We start from the raw sequence: 20,127 nt of genomic DNA, 5'->3' as shown, positions 1-20,127 counted from the left end.
AGGGGGAGAGCTACCTCTCAGCAGGGGCGGGGCACCGGCCGGGCGCGCGTAGCGTAAGGCCAGTGCCTCGCCTCACCCGTGACCGGATCACCTGGCTGACGTACGCACAGCTCGGTCTGTGGGGCTTCTTCCTCTACGGGTTCGGCCCGGTCGTACCGCTGCTCCGCGACGAACAGGGCACCAGCGCCGCCGTCGCCGGTCTGCACAGCACCGGCATCGCGGTGGGCGCGCTCGCCGGTGGCGCGCTCTTCGCCCCGGTCGCCCGCCGATTCGGTCGCGGCGCGGCCATCTGGCTCGGCCTCGCCGGTGTCGCCGCCGGCGTCACCGCGCTCGGCCTGCTCCGCCCGCTACCGGCCACGCTCGCCGCCGTCGCGCTCATCGCCACCTTCGGCATGATGGTCGTCAGCGGCGTCAGCGTGGTGCTCACCGCCCGCCACGGACCCGCCGCCCCGGCCGCGCTCACCGAGGCCAACGCGGCCTGCGCCGGCATGGGCATCCTCGCGCCGCTGACGATCGGCGCGAGCGTCGACGCCGGTCTCGGCTGGCGACCGCTGATGGCCGTCGAGGTCGGGCTGATCACGCTTGTCGCGCTCGCCGCCCTGACGTTCCGGGTACGCGGGCCGCGACGTGCCCCCGCTGTCGCGGCTGCCGGCACACCGGTCCTCGTCGCCGCCTCCACCCGGGTACCCGCCGTCCCCGCTTCGGTGGCGTCCGAGGCCGCCGTGCCCGCCCCCGCTTCGGAGGTGCCCGTCCCCGGGGTGCGGTCGTCGTCGGGGCGGCTGCCGCGCGCGTACTGGATCGCCTGGGTCTTGATGTCCGTCACCGGGTCGATCGAGGTCTGCCTGTCGCTCTGGACCGCCGACGTGCTGCGGACCCACGCCGGGCTGAGCGCGGGCGGGGCCTCGGCGGCGGTCGCCGCGATCGTCTGCGGCATGTTCGCCGGCCGGCTCGCCGGTGGCCGCGCGGCGTTGCGCTGGGCGCCGGTGCCGCTGCTGCTCGGCGCGCTCACCGTCTCCCTGGCCGGGTTCGCGCTGTTCTGGGGGAGCACTGTCGGGTGGCTCGCGGTCACCGGGCTGGTCGTGCTCGGGCTCGGCAACGCGCTGCACTACCCGCTGGCGATCTCGATCGCCCTGGCCGTGGCCGGTCCGGCCGCCGACAAGGCGGCGGGCTGGTCCGCGTACTCGATGGGTGTGGGTTTCGGGATCGCGCCGGTGGCGCTCGGGTGGGTGGCCGACGGCGTCGGCCCGCACCCGGCGTTCCTGCTGCTGCCCGCGTTCATCGCGGTGGCGGTGCTGCTCGCCGTGCGGCTGGGGCGTGCCCTGCCTGCCCCGGTCCGCGCGGCTTGATCGACCCCACTTCGGCATCCCGCGCTCAGGGATACCGCCACCTCGCCGAGGTGGTCTTCGGCCGGCTCAGAGCACGCGGGCGAGCGTGACGCCGTCGGCGATCGGCAGCATGACCGCCTCGACCCGGACATCAGCGATCACCGCGTCGTTGAACGCGGCGATCGCCCGGTCGTCGGCGTTGCGCGGGGCGAGCACCCGGCCGTCGCGCAGCGTGTTGTCGACGGCGATCACCGCGCCGGGACGCATGCGGGGCACCAGCTCGTCCCAGTAGAGCGGGTACCCGACCTTGTCCGCGTCGATGAACGCGAAGTCCAGGTAACGCTCGCGGGGCAGCTCGCGCAGCGTCTCCGCGGCCGGGCCGATACGTAGCTCGATCCGGTCCTGCACGCCGGCGCGCTCCCAGTAGCGCCGGGCCACGCCCGTGTACTCCTCCGAGATGTCGAAGCAGGTCAGCCGGCCGCCCTCGGCCAGTCCTCGGGCGATCGCCAGCGAGGAGAGGCCGGTGAACGTGCCCACCTCCACGGCCTGCCGTACGCCGAGCAGCCGGGTCAGGAACGTCAGGAACGCTGCCTGCTCCGGCGCGACCTGCATGACCGCCTCGGCGGGCAGGGCCGCAAGGGTCTCCTCGGCCAGGTCCCGGACGACCTCGTCCGGGGTGGACCCGTGGGCCACCAGGTAGGCGTGCAGTTCCGGAGTGAGCGGCAACGGCTTCGTGGTCATGTCCGGACGTTAGCCGAGATGCTCGATCTCCTGGCCCCCGGGCGCGATCTTCGTCCACAGGTCGACGATGCTCAGCTCCACCTCGGCGAGCAGCCGGCGCAGCAACGGCAGGGACAGCCCCACCACAGTGCCCGGGTCGCCCTCGATCCCGGTCAGGAACGCCCCGCCCAGCCCGTCGATGGTGAACGCGCCCGCCACCGCCAGCGGCTCGCCCGTCGCCACGTACGCGGCGATCTCGTCGTCGCTGATGTCGGCGAAGTGCACGGTGGTCGAGGCGACCGCCTCGGCGCGGGACTCGTGCGTCACGTCGATCAGGCAGTGGCCGGTGTGCAGGACGCCGCTGCGCCCGCGCATCCGCTGCCACCGGCGGGTGGCGTCCGCCGCGTCATCAGGCTTGCCGAGGATCTCGCCGTCGAAGGCCAGCACCGAGTCGCAGCCGAGCACCAGCGTGCGCTCGTCCGGCGAGGGCCGCAGCCGATCGCGTACCGCCTGCGTCTTCAGCCGGGCCAGCTCCAGGCACAGATCCTCGGCCCGATCGCTGACCACCTGCGACTCGTCCACACCGCTGACCAGCACGTCGGGCTCGATCCCGGCGGCCTGAAGCAACTTGCGGCGGGCGGGAGACTGCGAGGCGAGCACGAGGCGCACCGGTACGGAGGTCGACACCCCGTCGACGCTACCGGCTGACCCGGGGCGGCGGGTCGTCGGCACGTCGGCGCCGCCGCCAGAACAGGTACCCGCCGCCCGCCGCCACCAGGACACCCAGGGTGGCGAACCCGCGTACGGTCGCGGCATTGTCGCCGCCCTGCTCGGGTGCTGCCTCCGCCGATGCCGGTGGAGTCACCTGGGAGGACTCGAAGCCGAGTGGGGGGACGTCGGCGGTGAGCGCGGCGACGAGGTCGATGACGCCGTAGCCGTACTGGTCGTCGCGGCCCGGTGGTCCCTTGTCGACGGCGGTGGCGGTCAGTCGGTGGGCGACTTCCTGGGCGGGGAGGTTGGGGTACTTGGAGCGGATGAGAGCAGCAGCCCCGGCAACGATCGCAGTCGCATCCGACGTGCCGGTGCTCCGGCGGTATCGACCTGCGAGGCTTGTGGAGTAGATGTCGACTGCAGGTGCGAGAATATCCAAATCCGTCCCGGCAACCGAGAATTCTGCCTTGTTGCCCTTCCGGTCAACGCCGCCTACAGCGATCACGCCCGGTTCGGATGCTGGGTAGCTAATCGAGGTTTCACTCGGGATATTTCCAACGGCGGCTACTACGACGATATTCGCTTCAAGTGCCGACTTCACTGCAGTTTGCAGGCGAGGAGTGGGGGTGCTGGCTGCAGAGATGCTTATTACATCCACGTGCTGAGCTACCGCGTACTCAATACTGCCTGCTAAATCCTCAGGCTGACCTAGCCCGTTTGCTGGTGTGTCGAAGATTGGGAGGATCTTGGACCTCGGTGCCACTCCGAGTGCTCCACGAGTCCCTCCCTGGCCATGTGCTGCTATGAGGCCAGCCATACCGGTGCCGTGGCTGTTCGTATCCCGGAGGCCGTCCCCGCTTCCACCCTCAATCACATCTGTTCCCGGAAGCAGATTCCGCACTAAATCCGGATGAGCCTCTACTCCGGTGTCAGGAACTGCTACAACGACCCCTTCGCCCTGACTGACGCCGTGGGCTTCCGTAGCCTTCAAAAAGCGTAGATGCCACTGGTCGCCCCTAACCCGATCCGGCCCGTCCGTGCCGGGCAGCAAGGCGGATGTCGTCAAGCCAGAGCCCAGCAAGACTGCGAGTGACGCAGCCAAGAATCGCGGCATCAGCAGTGCGTGGAGAATCACCGATTGAAGCCTATGGCGGGTCCCGGGTCGATCGGCCCTTCGTCGGGTGGCTCCAATACTGGATCCACGCCGCGTTCGACTTCCCAGGGATTATCCGGATCCCAGCGAAGTTCCGAGTCTCTTCCTGCATCCTTGCTGTTCTGTCTCCCATGGGTAGGCGGCAGGCCGGGAGCGCCGCCCAGGGGCGTCAATCCATGCGCACCGAGGTTGGGACCTCTCCCCGCACTCGGCCGAGACCCTGCAGCTCCTGTCGGCGCAGTTCCGGCCGCACCTCCACCGATAACTCCACCCGGGGGATTGACGCGCCTATAGGGGCCGCCCGTGGGGGGTTGACCGAGGGGAACCCCAGGGATCAACCCGTTTGTCGCGGTTGCGCGCGGCGGAAGCGGCCGGTTGGTGCCCTTTCCAGCAACTGGATCGTTTCCTAGAGGGCTCACACTGGCGCCGCGATTGGGTGCGGAGGGAAGGGGGATGCCGGGAGTGCCAGACGGTGTACCAGGAGTGGCCGAGGATACGACTCCAGGCGGCACGGCTTGGGTCGGCGCTCCTGAGCCCGCGTTTCCTAAGATAGGACCCCCGCCAATAACGCCGCTCGTATGAGGCATGCCTGCTTGAGTAGGCGGGTTCGCTGCGACGTTCGGTCGACGTCCGGTCATTGGCGCGGACGGCGCAATCGGTACTGCGACGATAGGAGGGATTATTGGGGCCGGATCTGAGCCAAGATATGGGTCGGACGAATGTGGGTCGGCCCGTGGTCCCGGCCTGGCTGGTGCTGGTGGGCGCTGCAGCATGACCTGGGCGTGCTGGAGTTCGCCGCTCAATCCCGTCATCAACCCGCGCGCCCGTACGTTCAGCTGCTCCAGGTCGTCGTCCGTCACCGGGGGCCGCTCCGGCAACCGGCTGCCCGCCACCGCCTTCGGGTCGGCGATCGTCGCCTCGTACGCCTGCTTCTGCCGCAGCTTCTTCTCGTACTCCTCGTGCAGCGGTTGCAGCTCGGCCCGCGCGCTGCCGATGGCGCGGGCGGCGGCGGCCAGCGCGTCGTAGTTCGCGGCGGCGGCGTCGTGGGTGCGCTGCACGCGCTCGATGAGCTGGTCGAGTTCGGCGATGTACGCCCGCGCGGCGGCGTTGGTCTCCGGTGGCCACGCGTCGGCGAGGCCGCGCCGGTATTCGCGCAGGCGGCTCAGGTGGGCCAGGGCGAGGTCGCAGACCTTGCGCCAACCGGCGACCTGCTTCCACTGGCCGGCGGTGTCCTGGTCCTGCACGCACGCCCATATGCTGAGGACGTCCATCAGCCGCCAGTCGGTCAGCCCGGAGGTGCGTCCGCTGCCCCGTTCGATCACGGCAGGATCACCCGGCTCTGCTCGGGAGCTGTGGGGTCGGCCAGGGGTGGCATCGGGCGGGCGACGGCGCTGGACGGCCCGGCCAGCGCCCGTTCGACGTCGGCCACGCGTGCGGAGGAGAACGCGTCGGCGTCGCCGTAGCGGGCGGCGATCCGCCCGGCGGCGTCGGCGAGCCGCCCGGTCGCCGGCGCGAGATCCCACACCGCGCTCACCGCCGCGGTCTGGGTGTCGTGGTGGGCCTGGAGGAACTGGACCAACTCGATGAAAGCGTCTGCCGGGTTGGGCACCGGCGCCTTCATGTCGTCGGCGATGTAGGACAGGTGCGGCGAGTAGTTGCGCGTCACCTCGTCCTGGAGGCGGTCGGCGAACTCCCGCATCTGTCGGATGTCGGCCTCGATGCCGCCGTAGCCGCGCAGCCAGCCGGCTGGCTGGTTGTCCTCCGGGATCATCGGAGCCTCCTGCCCGTCACCACACGGTTTCCCTGAGTGAGGCTAATGGCTCAACGTGGATCCCGGCAGCCCCGCCCGGCGCCGCGAGCGGAGGAGGATGTCAGCGGGGCAGGCCGGAGGCCCGCCACGCGCCGGGGCCGGCGACCGGCCCGGCCAGGGCGGGCCGCGCGCTGCGCGCCCACTGCGACACGGGGGCCGGCGCGGCGGCCTGGGCCGGGCGGGTGCGCACCACGATCGCGCCGACCAGAGCGGCCAGCTCCTCGGCGGTGGGCACGCCACGGACGATCCGGAACAGCGGCTCCTCGGCAGACATGACCCCAGGGTACGCGTCGCGAATTCGACCTTCGCCGTACAGTGGCGTGCCGACGGTGTGGGCGTCGCAGCGGCCGGGTACGGTTCTCTGCGATGTCGAACGCGCTCCCCCAACTCGTCGCCGACCGGTACCGGCTTCTCACGCCGCTCGGTCAAGGCGGCATGGGCCGCGTCTGGAAGGCGCGGGACGAGGTGCTGCACCGGGACGTGGCCATCAAGGAACTGGTCCCGCCCCCCGGCCTCACTCCGGAGGAGCGCCGCGAGATGCGCGAGCGCTCGCTGCGTGAGGCGCGGGCGATCGCCCGCCTCAACAACGTCAACGTGGTCCGCATCTTCGACGTGCTGCGCACCGACGGCGACCCGTGGATCGTCATGGAGTACGTGGCGTCGAAGTCGTTGCAGGACACCATCGCCGAGGACGGCCCGGTGTCGGCGGCGAAGGCGGTCGAGATCGGCCTCGGCGTGCTCAACGCGCTGAAGGCCGCGCACAAGGCCGGCATCATGCACCGCGACGTCAAGCCGGGCAACGTGCTGCTCGGCGAGGACGGCCGCGTGGTGCTCACCGACTTCGGCCTGGCCACCATCCCCGGCGACCCGAACGTGACGCGTACCGGCATGGTGCTCGGCTCGCCCGCGTACATCTCGCCGGAGCGCGCCCGCGACGGCACCGCGGGCCCGGAGGCGGATCTCTGGTCGCTCGGCGCCACGCTCTACGCGGCCGTCGAGGGCAAGTCGCCGTACGCGCGCCCGTCGGCGATCGCCACGCTGGCCGCGCTCGCCACCGAGCCGATGCCGCCGCCGCGCAACGCCGGGCCGCTCAAGCCGGTGCTCCAGGGCCTGCTCCGCAAGGACCCGGACGAGCGGATCACCGCCGAGGTGGCCGAGCGCATGCTGCGCAAGGCCGCCGGCCGTCGCGCCAAGAGCATCTCGCTGCTGGACGGCGTACGCCGGCCGGGGCCGAACGGTCCGCGCGTGCCGCGCCCGCCGCTGGTGCCCGCGCCGCGCCCGGCCGACCAGGCCGAGCGATCGGCGGGCGCCGTGTCCGGGGTCGCCGCAACCGGGGGTACGGCGGCAGCCGCCGACCCGACGGCGAAGGTGCCGGCGCCCCCCTCGGACGCCGGGCCCACCGCGAAGGTGACCCCGCCGCCCGCCGACCCGACGGCGAAGCTCGATCCGGCGCCCTCGGCCGACGAGACGCTTGTGGACGACGAGGCGCGGGTGGACGGCGTCGACCCGGCGCTGGACGAGACGCGGCTCGACGGAGAGCCGGTCATCGACACCCCGGCGCCGGTGAGTCCGGCCGTGACCGGCTCCGCGCCGGTCAGCCCGGCTCCCGTGCAGGAGGCGTCGTCGACCGGCCGCGCGACGGTGCTGCCTGTCGAGAAGTCCGCGCCCAACCGGCGCAACCTGCTGATCGGCGCACTGGTTCTGCTGCTGCTCGTCGGCCTGGTGGTGGCCGTGCCGCTGCTGAACAACGGTGACGACGGCGACGGCGGTGAGCCGACTGCAGGCACCTCGGCGTCGGCGGCGGCGCCGCCCGCGCCGAGCGAGAGCGCGTCGCCGAGCGCCCCGGCGGCGAGCGCGTCGGCCAGCCCCACGCCGTCGGCCAGCCCGTCGGCCTCGGGGTTCACGCTGCCGGCCGGGTGGCGTCTCTACACCGGCCCGAACGGCTTCAAGGTGCCGATCCCGGAGAACTTCCAGGCGCGGGTCGGCCGGGACAACGTCGTGCTCTACGAGGTCGGCGGCAGCCGGCGGGTGCTGTTCATCCAGTGGACGCCGTCGCCGAAGCCCGACGCTTACGCCGACTGGAAGGGCCAGGAGCCGTACCGCGCTTCTCGCGTTCGGGATTACAAGCTGGTCGGCATCACCAAGTGTGACCCCTACTTCCGCACCTGCGCCGACTGGGACTGGCTGGAGACGCGCAACGGCGACACCCGCTTCCACGTGCGCAACCGGGGTGTGGCGACCGCCAGCAACCGGGGCTTCGCGCTGCGCTGGGAGGTGCCCGCGAAGGACTGGGACGCCAACCTGGCCAACTGGGAGATCATCACCAAGGGCTTCGTGCCGGATCGCAAGAACTGACCGGGAATCCCGCCGGTCACGAAACTCGCTCGCATGGCTTTCCGTCCTCGGGGGTATGAATCCCTCCGACGACGGAAGGAGGCGCGACATGGGTTACCGACGGAGGTACACCGGCCCGCGGCTGGCACTGTGGATGCTCGTTGCGCTCGGCGACGTCGTACTGCTCCTGATCAGCGCCGGCCTGTCCGCGCCGGTCGCGGTCCTCGGCGTGCTGACGCTCACGGTCGTGGGTGTGACGGCGTGGCGCCTGACGCGCCGCACGCCGGTGCCCGTCCCGGCCGCCGCGCGCCGCAGAGCCTGATTCCGGTACGACGACAGCGGGACCGCCCCGAGACGAGGCGGTCCCGCCGGTGTCGCGTGCCTGTCAGGTGTTGTTCGCCAGCGCGATCAGCCGGCTGCGGTCGCCGTTCCAGTAGTTGCGGTCGACGTTGCCGCTGATCCCGGAGACGGCGCCGGTGCTCGTGTACTGCCAGAAGCTGTAGAACGGAGCGCCGGCCGGCAGGGTGCCGGGCGAGCTGGCCCAGCGGGCGATCCACAGCGGGTGGTTGGCCCACGGGCCGCTCCAGCTGCCGGTGCACTGGTTCCACCAGCTCGTCGTGGTGTAGATGACCGCGTACCGGCCGGTGCGGGAGCGGTAGGTGTTGAGGAAGTCCTGGACCCAGTTGCGCATGCCGGTGGTGCTCAGGCCGTAGCAGTAGCCGCCGCTGTAGGGGTTGCCCTCCAGGTCCAGCGCGGCGGGCAGCGTACGGCTGTCGGCCGACCAGGCGCCGCCGTTGCTGGCCAGGTAGTTGGCCTGGGTGGAGCCGGCGGAGATGTTCGGGCGGGCGAAGTGGTACGCCCCGCGGATCACCCCGGCGTTGTACGCGTTGACGTAGTTCGCGTTGAAGTTCGGGTCCTTGTAGCTCGTGCCCTCGGTGGCCTTGATGAAGGCGAACTGGATGCCCGAGTTGCGCACGCTGGTCCAGTTGATGCTGCCCTGGTAGCGGGAGACGTCGATCCCGGGCGTGGTCGCGGCGGCGGCCGGTCCGGCGGTCGCCACGAGGGCCGCGGCCGCGGTGGCGGCGGCGGCCAGGCCGGCGGCGAGAAGCCGGCGTACGGAGAGTCTGGTGCTGGGCATGGTTGCCTCCAGAGGGACGTCCGTCTATTGACGCCCATCTTTGGAGCTTAGTGCCCTAGATCGCAATAGGGGGAAAGGAAATTTTCATCGACGGCCGTCGTTCGCCCTGATGGCGCGACAGGTGCGGGTCAGCGCAGGTCGCTCGGGTCCATCGCCCAGCGGAACGGCTCGGTGACACTCAGCGTCTCGCCCGCCTTGGCGACTGCATCCTCGACGTAGTGCGCGCCGTCGAGCCGGTGCAGCCGCAGCGAGTGGCTGTCGCCGTCCTGCTCGACGAGCAGGTACCACGGGATTCGGGCGATCGCGTAGAGCTGCATTTTGACCAGCCGATCAGCGGCGGCATTGCCCGGCGAGACGATCTCGCCGACAAGCGCCACGCGCTCGGCGTCGAGGACCACGCCGTCGTCGTCGGCGTCCGTGACGACGAGGTCCGGGATCACGATCCGGTCCACGCCCAGCCGCACGTTGATGGCTTCGTAGACGAACAGGCCGGACGGCTCGGCCGCCAGCTCGACGGAGTTCGCCAGGCGTCGCGCCACCCGCTGGTGCCGTCGGCTCGGGGCAGGGCTCACGATCAGGCTCCCGTCGAGCAGTTCGATGCGGTCGTGGCTGTCGCCCAACGCGAGGTAGTCGGCCTCGGTCCACGGACCGACGTGCGAGCTGTAGGGCTCCAAGGGAGCTGCGCTCACCGACCTCACCTCCGCTCCGGCGCCTCGTCCGATCAGTCTCACACTCTATGAGACTCGGTCGGTCGAGCGACACGGCTCGGGGCGGTAGGCTCCCCGCCCATGCCCCTGATCGACGGTCTCACCACGCTCTGGGACACGCTGATGAGCGCCCAGCCGGACCCGCCGCCGCTGCTCGTGGTGGTCACCGCCGTGGTCGCGCTCGCGGTGGTCGTGGCCCGGCTGCCCTGGCGGATCGCCCGCAACGCGGTGACCATCGCGCACGAGGGCGGCCACGCGCTCGTCGCGCTGCTCACCGGCCGGCGGCTGCACGGCATCCGGCTGCACTCGGACACCTCCGGGCTGACGCTCTCCGCCGGTCGTCCCACCGGGCCCGGCATGATCCTCACGCTGCTCGCCGGGTACGTCGCGCCGTCGCTGCTCGGCCTCGGCGGCGCCTGGCTGCTGGCCGGCAACCGGATCACGCTGCTGCTCTGGCTCGCGGTGGCACTGCTGCTGGCCATGCTGGTGATGATCCGCAACCTGTTCGGCGTGCTGTCACTGCTGGTCACGGGCGGCGTGGTGCTCGCCGTCTCCTGGTACACCTCGCCCGAGGTGCAGGCCGCGTTCGCCTGGACGTCGGTCTGGTTCCTGCTGATCGGCGGCGTACGGCCGGTGTTCGAGCTGCACCGCCAGCGTGCTCGGGGCCGGATGCCGCAGTCCGACGCCGACCAGCTCGCCCGGATCACCCCGTTCCCGGCACTGTTCTGGGTTGGCCTGTTCCTTGTGGTCGCCCTCGGCGCGCTGGCGACCGGCGGGTTGTTGCTCGCCGGCCCGGCCCTGGCCGACGCCGGTATCACTTTCTGATCCGACGCGCAGCCCTGTTTACCTGGGGCGAGGACGAATTCCGTTCCGGCCAAGCGATCCGTACAGGCAGCTTCACCTGGCGATTTGCTACTTCCTGAGTGGTGACTCAGCGTGATTTGTCAACTACCTGACGTTGCTGAATGAAGGAATGCGTCGATAGGTTCGCTTCAGGGGAGCGAGCCATTCGCTCCGTAACCAACATCCTGAAGGAGGATGGATATGCGAGCATCGACACGGGGGGCGCTCGGGGCGGTTGCGCTGACAGCGACCGTACTGGTCGCGCCGATCGTCACTGCGACCTCGGCCTCGGCGCACGCCGCCTGCGGGAAGACGGTCGGCGACAAGGACAGCAGCAACTGGCCGAAGTCGGCGGACGCGGCCCGGCAGCGGAGCGGTTCCAGCACCGGGTGTGGCATCAACGGCATCGCCTACATCTCGCAGCAGATGGACTACCACTGCTACACAGTGGGCAACGACGGCTACACCTGGACCTACCTGCGGAACAACTCCACCGGTGTGCAGGGCTGGGTCCGTGACGACCTGCTGAGCGACGGCGGAAGCTACGTCTACTGCGGCTTCTGACGCCGTCGACGGCGGAAGGATCCTGATCCGGACCGCTGAGCCCGGCTGACGTCCGCGGCGCGACGGGCTCGACGGACGGTGCGCACCCGCACCGATGCCGCACAGGGATCGGCTCGTTCGTCAATGGCCATGGCCGACCCGCAGGAGCGTGGTGCTCACCACGGAGATCTGACAGCGTGAAGACGGCCCGCCGGTTCGCCGGCGGGCCGTCCTGTCGTCGGGGCCGGCATCACTACCCGTTCTGCCGGGCGGCCGGGAGGGTGATGGTCATTGTGGTGCCGACTTCGGGCCGGCTCGCGGCCGTGATGGTGCCAGAGTGGTTGGTGACGATCTGCCGAGCGATGGCGAGCCCGAGACCACTGCCTCCGGACTCCCGCCCTCGGGCGTGGTCCGCCCGCCAGAAACGGTCGAAGAGGTGCGACAGATCCTCCGGGCGGATGCCGGTGCCAGTGTCGGCGACACTGATCGAGGCGGCGTCGTCGGTGGAGCGGACGGCCAGGGTGATCGTCCCGCCCGGCCGGCTCGCCGCCGTCGCGTTGCGAATGAGGTTGCCGAGCACCTGGCGCAGCCGGTCGGGATCGCCCTGCACGTATGCCGGGCGCGGGGCGTCCACACGCAGCGTGACACCGGCCCCCTCGGTGAGGGCGGCGTGACTGACCCGGCAGGTCTCCGCCAGTTCCGCGAGGTCGAGCCGGACCACGTGCAGCGTCATTGCCCCGGCCTCCGCCGTGGCCAGATCCTGGAGGTCGTCGACGATCCGCTGCTGGAGCAACGCCTCCTCGTGCAACGAGGCGAGTACCTCCGGCGTGGCGGGCAGCACACCGTCCTTCAGCGCCTCCAGGTAACCGCGTAGGTTGGCCAGCGGGGTGCGCAACTCGTGGGCCACGTCGGCGACCATCCGCCGTTGGCGCTCTTCGCTCTGTTGCAGCGAGTCAGCCATCTGGTTGAAGGTGCGGCCCAGCTCGGCGAGTTCATCGGAACCGCGAACCCGGACCCGGTCGCCGAGGTCACCAGAGGCCAGCCGGCGGGACGCCCGCGTCAACGCCGCGATGGGACGCAGCACCCGGCGACTGAGCAGCAACGCGACCACCACCGCTGCGGCCGCGACCACCACCGCGGTCAGCGTGATCGAGTCCCCGGCCAGCTTCGGTGGCTCCTCGTCCCGCGCGCCGATGTAGACCTGCACCGGCTGCGGGGCGAAGGCCGTGGTCTGCGCGATGAATACCCGCTGAAGGCACTCGGCCGAGCGTCCGGCGCCGCTGACGCACGGCCGCAGCAGGCCCTCCATCTGTCCGCTCGTCATGGCGGGGCGGAGCTTGGTGGCCTGCTTGCGGCAGGACACCGATGCGGGCTGCTCCGGGTCGGCAGCGACGAGCACGGGCACGCCGAACAGCGGGCGTTCCGCTCGGATCTGCCCGCCGGCGGCGGCCAGGCACGACGCGTCGCGCAGCGCGCGCTGGTACTGCACGATCGCGGTCATCATGTCCTCGGCCAGGCGCGGCACGGAGTCGCCCTCCGGCAACCGGACCACCGGCCGCGGGTCCACCAGCGTCGGCGGCCCCGTGGTGTCCCGGGCCGCCCGGCCGGCCAGCAGGTCCGAGTCGGCCAGCACCGCGCCGGTCTCGGTGACCACCCGGATCCGCTCGCCGGTGCGGCCGGCCAGCTCGCGTACGCGATCCTGCACTCCGTCCCAGGTGCCGAGCCCGCCGTGCCCGGCCAGCGTGGAGGTGATCAGCGCGATGTCGTCCTGACCGGCGGTGACCGAGGCGCTGAACTCGCGCGACGCCTGTCGCAGCGTGAGCCACGCGGTTGCCGACGTGGCGGTGACCGCGATGAGCATGGTCATCAGCAGCACCCGGAACCGGAAACTCACCGCGGTTGCTCCGGGATGCGGTAACCCCGTCCGTAGACGGTCTGCACGTAGACCGGCTCCGCCGGGTCGCGCTCGATCTTGCGACGCAGGTTCATCACGTGCGCGTCCACCGTCCGCTCCACGACGTAGCTGTCGAAGCCGAAGGCCCTGTCAATGATCTGCGCCCTGGTGAACACGCGGCCCGGCTCGGCGGCAAGCGTCCGCAGGATGCCGAACTCCTTGGCGGTCAGCGGCACGACCCGATCCGCGACCCGCGCCTCGAACCGGTCCACGTCGACGACCAAGTCACCGACCCGCAGCACCTCCGCCTCGCTGCCGCCCCGGCCCGACCGGCGCAGCAGCACCCGGACCCGCGCGGCCAACTCCCGTGGACTGTAGGGCTTGGTGACGTAGTCGTCGGCGCCCAGGTCGAGGCCGAGCAGCATGTCGTCCTCGGTGCTGCGCGCGGTGAGCAGCATGATCGGCACGTCCGACTCCGCGCGCAGGATCCGGCAGACGTCCAAGCCGTCCACCAACGGCATCATCACGTCCAGGACGACAAGGTCGGGCGGATTGCTCCGGCACCGGTCCAGGGCTGACTTGCCGTCGGCCACCACGTACACGTGGTGGCCCTCGTGCTCGAGATAGGCCCGGAGCAGCTCCGACTGTTTCCGGTCGTCCTCGGCGACCAGTATGCGCGCGACCAACGGTTCCCCCCGTCCGGCAGCAGCAGAACCCCGCCATCATCACCCGTACGCGATGCCCGCAGGAACCCCGCCGGGCCGACCCGCACGGTGATCCCACAACTTCTTGACGAGTTCTTCACAGGCCCCGTCCTAGCCTGTCGACAGCTCACCCGACCGACCAGAAGGAGATGGCACCGTGCGGGTTCCCACAGCAGTAGGTGCGGCGCTCGGCGCGGCGGCGCTGATGCTCGTCACCGCGGGGTGCGGCGGCGACGCGAAGGAGCCGTCCGTCGCCACCGCGGGAGGTACCCCGTCGGCCGTGGCCAGCGGAGAGGCCGTCACCGCCTATGTCGAGGGTGTCCGCAAGTACGTGGCCTGCCTGCGAGAGGAGGGCGTCAAGGTCTCCGACCCGGACGCCAAGGGCCGGATCGAGTTCGGCGGTGACGCCCGGGCGGTCAAGGCCGACCCCAAGTTCCGCGCCGCGCAGGTCAAGTGCAACGACCTCAACCCGCCGGTCCCACAAGGGTTGGAGGACAAGCCGGCCCTCGCGCCTGAGGAGATCGCGAAGGCCCGCGAGTACGCGCGGTGCATGCAGACCAAGGGTGCGCCCGATTTCCCCGACCCGGGCCCCGACGGCTACCAGCCCGAGTCGGAGGACGGCAAGCCGCTCTGGGACTCCGGCAGCGCCGGCGCCAAGCGGGCTGCGGCGGCCTGCGGCTCGATCGTGGGGGCGCCCGCCACCCCCGGCCCGGGCGTGGGCTGAGCGGGCGAGACCCGGCGGGTGTGGACGAAGGGAACAGGGTGAGCGGGGAGAGCGAGGTGACCGTCGGCGGCCGACGGCGACGCCGACGGATGCGTACCTGGCTGGTGGCGGGGGCCGGCATGGCGCTTCTCGCCGTGGCTGCAGCCGCCACCCTCGGACTGGGTACCCGCGGGGACGACCCGCCCCCGCGGGATCCCCGGGCCGGCCGTACCGTGCAGGTGACCCGGGGTGACCTGGTGGAGTACACGGTTCTCGACGGCACGGTCGGCTACGGCGCGGCCACCCCGGTGCGGTCCGAGGCCACCGGCACGGTCACCTGGCTGGCGGCGGGAGGGACAGTGGTCAAGCGCGGTCGGAGCCTGCTGCGGGTCGACGAGAAACCGGTCGTGCTGATGTACGGTCCGCTGCCGATGTACCGGACGCTCGCGGCCCCGCTGGAGGGCCGTGACGTCGAGCAGTTCGAGCGCAACCTGCGCGCGCTCGGCTACTCCGGCTTCAGCGTGGACCAGACGTTCTCGTCGGCGACCACCAACGCGGTCAAGCGTTGGCAGCGGGACCTGGGCCGGGAGGAGACCGGACGGGTCGAACCGGGGCAGGTTCTCTTCGCGCCGGGCGCGGTACGCATCGCGCGGCACTCGGTGCGCGTCGGCGCGACCGTACCCGCCGAGGTGTTCACCTGGACCGGCACGGACCGGTTGGTCACCGCGGCCGTCGCACAGGCCGACGCCGCGTGGGCCACCCCCGGGGCGAAGGTGAGCGTCACGCTGCCGGACGGGCGGTCGGTGCCCGGCGTGGTGCACACGGTGGGGGACGACGCCGCACCGGCGGCACCCGCCGCGGAACAGCCTGCGCCCGCTGCCGGCGACGGTGAGACCGGTGCACGGGTGCCGGTGACGGTCGAGGTCAACGACCAGAAGGCGTTGCAGGACGGCGACGCGGGCGCGGTCGAGGTGCGCCGTGTCTCCAAGCAACGGCGGGGGGTGCTCACCGTGCCGGTCAGCGCGCTGCTCGCTCTCGCCGAGGGCGGGTACGGGCTGGAGGTCGTCGATGTGACGTCCACCCGGGTGGTGGCCGTCGAGGTCGGCATGTTCGCCGATGGCCGGGTCGAGGTGACCGGAGTGGGGCTGGACGCCGGCATGAACGTACGGATCCCGCAGTGAGCGCACTGGTGGAGTTGCACGGGGTGTCCCGCACGTATCCGGGCGGCGTGACCGCGCTCGCCGGGCTGGACCTGCGGATCGACGTCGGGGAACTGGTCGGCGTCGTCGGCCCCTCCGGGTCCGGCAAGTCGACCATGCTGCACCTCCTGGGCACGCTCGACCGGCCGTCCACCGGGGTGATCCGGATCGACGGGCACGACATTGCGCGGCTCTCCGACCGGGCGCTGTCCGCGCTGCGGGCCACCACCATCGGCTTCGTCTTCCAGCAGTTCCATCTCGCGCCCGGCACCCCGGTGCTGGACAACGTCGCCGACGGCCTGCTCTACGCCGGCGTGCCGATCCGGCAGCGCCGGCGCCGGGCCGGGGAGGCGCTGGCGCGGGTGGGCCTGTCGCACCGTCTGGACCACCTGCCGCACGAACTGTCAGGCGGGGAACGCCAGCGGGTGGCCATCGCCCGGGCGGTCGTCGGGGAACCCGCGCTGCTGCTCGCCGACGAGCCCACCGGCAATCTCGACTCGGTCTCCAGCGACAGCGTGTTGAAGCTGCTCACCGAGCTGCACCAGGCGGGCACCACGGTCGTGGTGATCACCCACGACGAGGCAGTCGCCGGAAGACTGCCCCGCCGGGTGGAACTGCTCGACGGCCGGATCGTGCGCGACGACGTGCCGGTGGTGCAGCGGTGAGCCGAGCGCCCCGGCCGGGGCGGCTGGCGCTCGCCGACATCGCCCGGCTCGGCGCGGTCGGCCTGCGGTCCCGCCCGCTGCGGGTGTTCCTCTCCGCGCTCGGCATCGCCATCGGTATCGGCGCGATGGTCGCGGTGGTCGGCATCTCCACCTCTAGCCGGGCCGAGCTCGACCGGACCCTGGACCGGCTCGGCACCAACCTGCTGACCGTCATGCCCGGTCGTACCGTCTCCGGGGAGGACGCCAAGCTGCCTGTGGAAGCCACCGCCATGGTCGGCCGGATCGGCCCGGTCGAGTCGGTCGCCGCCACCGGCCAGGTCAAGGGGTACGTCTACCGCAACGACCACGTCCCGATCGGGCAGACCGGCAGCATCTCCGTCCTCGCCGCCCACCAGGACCTGCCGGAGACCGTCGGCGCCACCATGTACACCGGCTCGTGGCTGACAACGGCCACCCGCGCCTACCCGGCGGTGGTGCTGGGCTCCCGGGCCGCGACCCGGCTGGACATCGTCACGCCCGGCGTCCGGGTCTGGCTCGCCGGGCGGTGGTTCTCCGTCGTGGGTGTGCTCGACCCGGTGCCGCTCGCGCCGGAAGTGGACAGCGCGGCGCTGATCGGGTGGGAGTCCGCTCAGACGTACGCCGGCTTCGACGGGCATCCCACCACGGTCTACGCGCGGGCCACGGAGAGCCAGGTCGCCGCCGTACGGGCGGTGCTCGGTGCGACCGCGAACCCACGGGCGCCCAACGAGGTGGCCGTCTCCCGGCCCTCCGACGCGCTCGCCGCGAAGCAGGCCACCGACGACGCGTTGACTGCGTTGCTGCTCGGGCTAGGCGCGGTCGCCCTGCTCGTGGGCGGCGTCGGCGTGGCGAACACCATGGTGATCTCGGTGCTGGAGCGGCGGACCGAGATCGGGTTGCGCCGCTCCCTCGGCGCGACCCGGGGGCACATCCGGGTCCAGTTCCTGGCCGAGTCGCTGATCCTCGCCGGGATCGGGGGCGGCGGGGGCATCGTGCTCGGTGTGCTGGCCACCGGCGGGTACGCCTTCACCCAGGGCTGGCCCACCGTCGTGCCCGCCTGGGCGACCGCAGGTGGTCTCGGCGCGACAGTGCTGATCGGTGCGCTCGCCGGGCTCTACCCGGCGCTTCGGGCGAGCCGGATGGCTCCCGCGCACGCGTTGGCCGGTTCCTGACCCGCCACGGCACGCCGTGCCCGGGCGCGCCCGCCACGGCGGGGCAGAATCGGACCCGTGCGATACGTGATCATCGGAGCGGGCGCGGTCGGCGGCACCATCGGCGTACTCCTGGCCGACGCCGGCCGCGACGTGACGCTCGTGGCCCGCGGCGCGCACCTGGACGCACTGCGGGAGCGGGGTCTGACGCTGCGCACGCCGGACCGCGAGGTGACCGGCCGGCTCCCCGCGGTGGCGGGGCCGGACGGGCCGCCGCTGCCGGCCGACGCCGTGCTGGTCCTCACCGTGAAGTCGCAGGACACCGTGGCGGCGCTCGACGCCTGGGCGGACGCCCCGGTCGAGGGCGGCGGGACGGCGGGCGAGCGACTGCCGGTGGTGCTGGCCCAGAACGGCGTGGCGAACGAGCCTGCCGCGCTGCGTCGCTTCGCCCGCGTACACCCGGTGTGCGTGTGGCTGCCCGCCACGCACCTGGAGCCGGGCGTGGTGGTCGCCAACGGCCATCCGCACCCGGGCATGCTGCACATCGGCCGCTACCCGAGCGGCGCCGACGACACCTCCCGGGCGGTCGCCGCCGACCTGACCGCAGCCGGGTTCGTCGCGCCGGTCCGGGACGACGTGATGCGCTGGAAGTACGGCAAGCTGCTCGCCAACCTCGGCAACGGCCTCCAGGCCCTGCTCGGCCGGGACGTGCCGGAAACCCTGTCGAAGCGGGTACGCGCCGAGGGCGAGGCGGCGCTCGCCGCCGCGGGCATCGCCCACACCACTGTCGACGAGGAGGCCGCCGAGCGCGGCGACCGGGTGTCGCACCGGCCGGTGGGCGGGGAGGAACGCTCCGGCGGCTCCACCTGGCAGAGTCTGGCCCGTGGCGCGGGCTCGGCCGAGACCGACCACCTCAACGGCGAGATCGTGCTGCTCGGGCGCCTGCACGGCGTGCCCACCCCGGCGAACGCGGCGGTGCAGGTCGCGGTACGCCGGGCGGTCCGCGACCGGATTCCGGCCGGCGGCTTCCCGCTCGGCGAGTTGGAGAAATTGCTCGGCTGAGCGGGCAACCGGCGCCGCGCCGCCAGGCGTGTCCCCTCACGAAGACGGGGAGGTGGCAGGTGCCCGACAGCGAGGGCTTCGACGAGTTCTACCGGGGCAGCCGGCAGCGGATGCTCGGCTTCGTCTACGTGCTCACCGGTGACCTCGCCGAGGCGCAGGACGCCGTGCAGGAGGCGTACATCAAGGCCTGGCAGCGGTGGTCCACGGTGCGCGGGTACGACGACCCGGAGTCCTGGGTACGGGTGGTGGCGAGCCGGATCGCGGTGAGCCGCTGGCGCAGCCTGCGCAGCCGGGCCCGCGCCTACCTGCGGCACGGCGCGGTGGCGGACGTGCCGGCGCCGAGCACCGAGACGCTGGAGGTGGTCGAGGCGCTGCGCCGGCTGCCCGAGGCCCAGCGCACCGCGATCGCCATGCACTACCTGCTCGGCATGCCGGTCGCCGAGGTGGCGCGGGAGACCGAGGCACCGATCGGCACCGTCAAGGCCCGGCTTTCCCGGGGGCGGACCGCACTCGCCGGGCTGCTCGCCGTGGTGGATCTGGAGGAGGAGGCGGCAGATGCCTGACGACGTCGCACTCGTGGAGTTGCTGCACCAGGATCTGCGCAACGTCACCTGGCCGGAGCCGGAGGTGATCCGGGCCACCGCCCGGCGGCGCAGCCGACGCTCCGCCGCGCTCGCCGCGGCCTCGGTGGTGGTCGTCGCGGCGCTCACCGCGACCCTCGTGGACCGGGCCGGTGCGCCGCCGCCCGCCGCCGGTGCCGTTGACGGACGGGGGGAGATCGCGGCCGAGGCGATGCTGGAACCGGCCGACATCCCCGTTTCGACCGGCGAGCGACTCAGCGAGACCGGCCTCGACGAGCCGGTCCGGGTCGACGACCTCCTCCAGGTCTGCGCCCGGGAACAGGGGCGGCCGGCCGAGGAACCGCGCTCGCGCTACTCGCGGTCGCAGACCCTGCTGGAGCCGCCGACCGAGCCCGCGACCACCATCGGAACGGTCCTCACCCAGGACGTCTACCGGATGGCGCCCGGCGCGGCGGGCCGGTTCGTCGCCGACCTGGAGGGCACCGTCGCCGCCTGCGGCGCGTGGCGGACGACGGGCCAGGTCTACACCGAGCGGGGGATGACCGGCGCCGAGGTCGTGCACCGCTGGTACGTCGCGGCGAGCGGCTTCGCCGGAGACGAGGCGCTGCTGCTGCGGCACGAGGCGAGCGTGGCGCCGGACGAGGCGAACGGCCGGCCGCCCGGCTACGCGCCGCTGTTCGAGGACCGCTTCGTCGTACGGGTGGGTGACCTGGTGACGGTGCTGATCCCGGCCGGCCGGCTGCGGACCGACCTGCCCATGGGCCAGGCGCCCGAGGGCAGGGTGACCGAGGAACAGGTGCGGCAGATGGCCCGGGTCGCGGCCGAGCGGATGTGCGTGGCCGCGAACCCGGGCTGCTGACGCCGGT

22 protein-coding genes are annotated in these 20,127 nt (G+C 72.1%); 13 read left to right on the top strand and 9 right to left on the bottom strand.

Going from position 1 to position 20,127, the window contains the following annotated elements:
• Positions 1-62: 62 nt before the first annotated feature.
• Positions 63-1,346: an MFS transporter gene (locus O7604_RS05330; protein WP_281579027.1), complete on the top strand. Its 1,284-nt coding sequence runs from the start codon at positions 63-65 to the stop codon at positions 1,344-1,346.
• 66 nt (positions 1,347-1,412) lie between these two features.
• On the opposite strand, the gene O7604_RS05325 is transcribed toward O7604_RS05330, so the two are convergent.
• Genes O7604_RS05325 through O7604_RS05315 form a run of 3 tightly spaced genes read right to left on the bottom strand, consistent with a single transcriptional unit; the run spans position 1,413 to position 3,891 of the window.
• Positions 1,413-2,066: an O-methyltransferase gene (locus O7604_RS05325; RefSeq protein WP_269702226.1), complete on the bottom strand. Its 654-nt coding sequence runs from the start codon at positions 2,064-2,066 to the stop codon at positions 1,413-1,415.
• 9 nt (positions 2,067-2,075) lie between these two features.
• A complete protein-coding gene (locus O7604_RS05320; protein ID WP_281579026.1) occupies positions 2,076-2,732 on the bottom strand; it encodes a Maf family protein in 657 nt (218 codons plus the stop codon).
• 10 nt (positions 2,733-2,742) lie between these two features.
• A complete protein-coding gene (locus O7604_RS05315; protein WP_281579025.1) occupies positions 2,743-3,891 on the bottom strand; it encodes a S8 family serine peptidase in 1,149 nt (382 codons plus the stop codon).
• A 789-nt stretch (positions 3,892-4,680) separates the two neighbouring features.
• On the opposite strand from O7604_RS05315, the gene O7604_RS29560 reads away from it, so the two are divergent.
• Entirely contained in the window at positions 4,681-4,935 is a 255-nt protein-coding gene (locus O7604_RS29560) for a hypothetical protein (protein WP_348651003.1), read from the top strand.
• 292 nt (positions 4,936-5,227) lie between these two features.
• Here the strand turns inward: O7604_RS29560 and O7604_RS05305 are convergent, their stop codons facing one another.
• Together O7604_RS05305 and O7604_RS05300 are read right to left on the bottom strand one after the other, a co-directional pair.
• Positions 5,228-5,680 carry a hypothetical protein gene (locus O7604_RS05305; RefSeq protein WP_269702219.1) on the bottom strand — a complete coding sequence of 151 codons (453 nt, stop codon included), beginning with the start codon at positions 5,678-5,680 and terminating at the stop codon, positions 5,228-5,230.
• A 100-nt stretch (positions 5,681-5,780) separates the two neighbouring features.
• Complete coding sequence (locus O7604_RS05300; protein WP_013474005.1) at positions 5,781-5,993, bottom strand: acyl-CoA carboxylase subunit epsilon; 213 nt, start codon at positions 5,991-5,993, stop codon at positions 5,781-5,783.
• 92 nt (positions 5,994-6,085) lie between these two features.
• On the opposite strand from O7604_RS05300, the gene O7604_RS05295 reads away from it, so the two are divergent.
• Together O7604_RS05295 and O7604_RS05290 are read left to right on the top strand one after the other, a co-directional pair.
• A complete protein-coding gene (locus tag O7604_RS05295; protein WP_281579023.1) occupies positions 6,086-8,074 on the top strand; it encodes a serine/threonine-protein kinase in 1,989 nt (662 codons plus the stop codon).
• A gap of 88 nt (positions 8,075-8,162) precedes the next feature.
• On the top strand, positions 8,163-8,375 hold the full coding sequence (locus tag O7604_RS05290) for a hypothetical protein (protein WP_281579022.1): 213 nt from the start codon (positions 8,163-8,165) through the stop codon (positions 8,373-8,375).
• A gap of 63 nt (positions 8,376-8,438) precedes the next feature.
• On the opposite strand, the gene O7604_RS05285 is transcribed toward O7604_RS05290, so the two are convergent.
• Positions 8,439-9,191, bottom strand: coding sequence for a GH25 family lysozyme (locus O7604_RS05285; protein ID WP_269702215.1), 753 nt, complete (start codon positions 9,189-9,191; stop codon positions 8,439-8,441).
• Positions 9,192-9,319: 128 nt separating this feature from the next.
• The gene (locus O7604_RS05280; protein WP_269702213.1) at positions 9,320-9,880 is read right to left on the bottom strand and encodes a Uma2 family endonuclease; all 561 of its coding nucleotides are present in this window, start codon (positions 9,878-9,880) and stop codon (positions 9,320-9,322) included.
• Between the two features lie 99 nt (positions 9,881-9,979).
• Here O7604_RS05280 and O7604_RS05275 point away from each other — a divergent pair, with 99 nt between their 5' ends.
• Positions 9,980-10,723, top strand: a complete 744-nt coding sequence (locus tag O7604_RS05275; RefSeq protein ID WP_269702211.1) for a M50 family metallopeptidase — start codon at positions 9,980-9,982, stop codon at positions 10,721-10,723.
• A gap of 219 nt (positions 10,724-10,942) precedes the next feature.
• A complete protein-coding gene (locus O7604_RS05270) occupies positions 10,943-11,305 on the top strand; it encodes a hypothetical protein (RefSeq protein ID WP_269702209.1) in 363 nt (120 codons plus the stop codon).
• 232 nt (positions 11,306-11,537) lie between these two features.
• Here the strand turns inward: O7604_RS05270 and O7604_RS05265 are convergent, their stop codons facing one another.
• Together O7604_RS05265 and O7604_RS05260 are read right to left on the bottom strand one after the other, a co-directional pair.
• Positions 11,538-13,178, bottom strand: coding sequence for an ATP-binding protein (locus O7604_RS05265; protein ID WP_269702208.1), 1,641 nt, complete (start codon positions 13,176-13,178; stop codon positions 11,538-11,540).
• On the bottom strand, positions 13,175-13,864 hold the full coding sequence (locus O7604_RS05260) for a response regulator transcription factor (protein ID WP_269702207.1): 690 nt from the start codon (positions 13,862-13,864) through the stop codon (positions 13,175-13,177). Before O7604_RS05260 ends, O7604_RS05265 begins: the two co-directional genes overlap by 4 nt.
• A gap of 175 nt (positions 13,865-14,039) precedes the next feature.
• Between O7604_RS05260 and O7604_RS05255 the strand changes: the two genes are divergently transcribed.
• From O7604_RS05255 to O7604_RS05225, 7 genes are read left to right on the top strand one after another with little or no spacing between them, the layout of a single operon-like run.
• Entirely contained in the window at positions 14,040-14,606 is a 567-nt protein-coding gene (locus O7604_RS05255; protein ID WP_269702206.1) for a hypothetical protein, read from the top strand.
• A gap of 38 nt (positions 14,607-14,644) precedes the next feature.
• Entirely contained in the window at positions 14,645-15,766 is a 1,122-nt protein-coding gene (locus O7604_RS05250; protein ID WP_269702205.1) for a peptidoglycan-binding protein, read from the top strand.
• 5 nt (positions 15,767-15,771) lie between these two features.
• On the top strand, positions 15,772-16,449 hold the full coding sequence (locus O7604_RS05245; protein ID WP_269706917.1) for an ABC transporter ATP-binding protein: 678 nt from the start codon (positions 15,772-15,774) through the stop codon (positions 16,447-16,449).
• Positions 16,446-17,639 (top strand): ABC transporter permease, encoded by a 1,194-nt coding sequence (locus O7604_RS05240; RefSeq protein WP_269702203.1) that lies wholly within the window; start codon positions 16,446-16,448, stop codon positions 17,637-17,639. Before O7604_RS05245 ends, O7604_RS05240 begins: the two co-directional genes overlap by 4 nt.
• A gap of 57 nt (positions 17,640-17,696) precedes the next feature.
• A complete protein-coding gene (locus O7604_RS05235) occupies positions 17,697-18,680 on the top strand; it encodes a 2-dehydropantoate 2-reductase N-terminal domain-containing protein (protein ID WP_269702201.1) in 984 nt (327 codons plus the stop codon).
• A gap of 59 nt (positions 18,681-18,739) precedes the next feature.
• The gene (locus O7604_RS05230) at positions 18,740-19,243 is read left to right on the top strand and encodes a SigE family RNA polymerase sigma factor (RefSeq protein ID WP_269702199.1); all 504 of its coding nucleotides are present in this window, start codon (positions 18,740-18,742) and stop codon (positions 19,241-19,243) included.
• Positions 19,236-20,120, top strand: coding sequence for a hypothetical protein (locus O7604_RS05225; protein ID WP_281579021.1), 885 nt, complete (start codon positions 19,236-19,238; stop codon positions 20,118-20,120). The genes O7604_RS05230 and O7604_RS05225 overlap by 8 nt, the downstream gene beginning before the upstream one ends.
• Positions 20,121-20,127 lie beyond the last annotated feature (7 nt).

Source organism: Micromonospora sp. WMMA1947 (assembly GCF_027497355.1).
Classification (GTDB): Bacteria; Actinomycetota; Actinomycetes; order Mycobacteriales; family Micromonosporaceae; genus Micromonospora.
The sequence above is the reverse complement of the archived record's forward strand: the minus strand, read 5'-3'. Positions and strand labels throughout refer to the sequence as shown.

What these genes read in the sequence shown, in the direction of transcription:
- O7604_RS05290 (WP_281579022.1), top strand. Translation starts at nt 8,163, where the DNA reads ATGGGTTACCGACGGAGGTACACCGGCCCGCGGCTGGCACTGTGGATG.
- O7604_RS05285 (WP_269702215.1), bottom strand. Translation starts at nt 9,191, where the DNA reads ATGCCCAGCACCAGACTCTCCGTACGCCGGCTTCTCGCCGCCGGCCTG.
- O7604_RS05295 (WP_281579023.1), top strand. Translation starts at nt 6,086, where the DNA reads ATGTCGAACGCGCTCCCCCAACTCGTCGCCGACCGGTACCGGCTTCTC.
- O7604_RS05325 (WP_269702226.1), bottom strand. Translation starts at nt 2,066, where the DNA reads ATGACCACGAAGCCGTTGCCGCTCACTCCGGAACTGCACGCCTACCTG.
- O7604_RS05270 (WP_269702209.1), top strand. Translation starts at nt 10,943, where the DNA reads ATGCGAGCATCGACACGGGGGGCGCTCGGGGCGGTTGCGCTGACAGCG.
- O7604_RS29560 (WP_348651003.1), top strand. Translation starts at nt 4,681, where the DNA reads ATGACCTGGGCGTGCTGGAGTTCGCCGCTCAATCCCGTCATCAACCCG.
- O7604_RS05225 (WP_281579021.1), top strand. Translation starts at nt 19,236, where the DNA reads ATGCCTGACGACGTCGCACTCGTGGAGTTGCTGCACCAGGATCTGCGC.
- O7604_RS05275 (WP_269702211.1), top strand. Translation starts at nt 9,980, where the DNA reads ATGCCCCTGATCGACGGTCTCACCACGCTCTGGGACACGCTGATGAGC.
- O7604_RS05305 (WP_269702219.1), bottom strand. Translation starts at nt 5,680, where the DNA reads ATGATCCCGGAGGACAACCAGCCAGCCGGCTGGCTGCGCGGCTACGGC.
- O7604_RS05300 (WP_013474005.1), bottom strand. Translation starts at nt 5,993, where the DNA reads ATGTCTGCCGAGGAGCCGCTGTTCCGGATCGTCCGTGGCGTGCCCACC.